At 71.0% G+C, this 2,291-nt stretch carries 1 protein-coding gene and 1 pseudogene; both read right to left on the bottom strand.

The window, feature by feature from the left end:
- A partial coding sequence (gene accD / locus DD1DGNOD_RS17805) for an acetyl-CoA carboxylase, carboxyltransferase subunit beta (protein ID WP_241255809.1) occupies window positions 1-1,544 on the bottom strand: 1,544 nt, incomplete at its 3' end.
- Window positions 1,541-2,291, bottom strand: a pseudogene (locus DD1DGNOD_RS17810) (2-nitropropane dioxygenase); the annotation flags it as partial. The pseudogene DD1DGNOD_RS17810 and the gene accD, both read right to left, overlap by 4 nt.

A 2,291-nucleotide genomic window follows, 5' to 3' on the forward strand; every position in this document is an offset into this window, starting at 1 on the left:
CCGTCGACGATCCCGTTGCGCAGCAGCTCGCGGGCGTCGACACGCAGCGCCGCCGCGGCCTTGGGCCCCGCGCTCGCGTCCTTCCACAGGATCGCGGCGCACCCTTCCGGACTGATCACCGAGTAGACCGCGTTGGCACACATCAGGACGCGGTCGGCGATCGCGAGAGCGAGCGCACCGCCGCTGCCGCCCTCGCCGGTCACCACCGCCACCACCGGGACGGGCAGACCCGCCATCAGCCGCAGGTTCTCGGCGATCGCGACCGACTGTCCGTTCTGCTCGGCCTCGATGCCGGGGAAGGCACCCGCGGTGTCGATGAGGGTGACCACCGGGAGTCCGAGCTTGGCGGCCAGTCGCATGATCCGGGCGGCCTTGCGGTAACCGGCCGGCGACGGCATCCCATAGTTGCGCTCGGACAGCTCGGTTGCGCTGTGGCCCTTCTGCGTGCCGATCACGACGACCGGCGTTCCCTCGAGGCGGCCCAGCCCGCAGACCATCGCCGGGCAGTCCGCCAACATGCGGTCACCGTGCAGCTCCGCCCAGTCCTCGATCATCAGGGCGATGTAGTCCAGGGTCGTCGGCCGACCGAGCCGACGGGCGAGCCGCACCGACTCCCACTGCTCCCGCGCGGGCAACCGGTCCGGCTCGACGATCAACGCGGCATTGCCCGACGGCTGCGGAACCGACGACCGCGGCACGGGCATGGCCGTGCGCGCCGCCCGGCGGCTGCCCACAGTCAGCAGCCGGGCCAGGGTGGCGCGCAGCTCGGCACGCGGCCGGATCATGTCGACGACTCCGTGCCGCAGCAGGAACTCCGCGGTCTGGAATCCCGGCGGAAGGGTCTGCCGGATGGTCTGCTGGATCACCCGCGGACCGGCGAAGCCCAGCCGTGCACCCGGCTCGGCAATGATGATGTCCGGCAGCGTCGCGAAAGAGGCGGCGACACCGCCGAAGGTGGGGTCGGTGATCAGTGACAGGGTGAGGATCCCCGCCTCGTCGAGCTGCCCGAGGGCCTGGCTGGTCTTGGCCATCTGCATGAGGGACAGGACACCCTCCTGCATGCGCGCTCCGCCGGAGGCGGTCACCAGAAGAAGGGGCGTCCGTTCCCGTAGCGCGATCTCAGCCGTCTGGGTGATGGCCTCACCGACCGCGGCACCGAGGCTGCCCCCCATGAACCGGAAGTCCATGGCCGCGACGATCACCGGGTTGCCGTCGATGCGGCCGCGAGCGCTCACGACCGCCTCGGTCAGCCCGGTGGCGGCGCGCGCGTCGCGGAGCCGGTCGACGTAGGGACGGCTGTCAACGAACTGCAGCGGGTCACTGTCGGAGACGACCGTGTCCACCAGCGCCACGGAACCGGGATCCAGCAGTGTCGTGAGCCGTTCGACAGCGGTCAGCGGGGCGTGCCATCCGCACTCCGGGCAGACCCGCAGGGAGCGGGTGAACCTCTTCGCGTAGATGATCGATCGGCATCCGCCGCAGACCAGCCAGGATGCGGCACGGGTCGCCGCATCGCCTGCCTGCCTGGGCAAGGTCACTGTCATGATTGCTCCCACCGGTCGAGCCCCCCTGCCGCATCGGTCCGCGGTGGGGACGGGATGTATGTGGCGCAGCGTGCGGGCAGACGCACCCCCGCGAACCGCAGGTGGTTGACCCGGCTGGTGAAGGCGGCGCCGCGCATGATCTGCGCCGCGATGTCGGCCACCCGCCTGTTCTCCACCGGGGCCAGGTAGGTGCCGGCGACCCAGCTGTTGAACGCACCCATCGCCGGACCGCACCAGATCTGGTAGTCCGCGACCCTGCCCGTCTCACCCGAGATGCTCCAGCCCGACGACAGGCCGAGGTACCAGCGGAAGACGAGCGCCATCCGCCGCTTCGGGTTGTCGGCCGCGCGGGCGATCTGGTCGGGGTCACGTTCGGTGAAGAAGCGCACCGTGTCCGCCCAGACGTCGTCCAACGGGCGCAGGAAGATCCGGCGCTCCAGGGCGTCGCGCTCGGCGCCCGGGATCGCCTCGATGCTGTCGTAGGCCCGATAGACCTCGTACAGCCTTCTGGCCTTGGTCGCGAACATCGTTCCGCGTTGCAGGACCTGGACCTCGACGCCCATCTCGAACATGTCCGCGGACGGAGCCATGGCGCAGTCGGCTGTTCCCGCGCCGGCCAGCAGCCGCTTCGTCGCCTCGGACTGGGACGCCTCCACCGACGCCTGGTTGATCGACCCCGTCACCACGTAGGCCGCGCCGAGCGCGAACGCCGCCGCGGCGGCGTTCGCGCTCGGCGCGGCCTACGTG

Origin of the sequence: Candidatus Protofrankia californiensis (genome assembly GCF_900634765.1) — a bacterium.
Lineage (GTDB): Bacteria > Actinomycetota > Actinomycetes > Frankiales > Frankiaceae > Protofrankia > Protofrankia californiensis.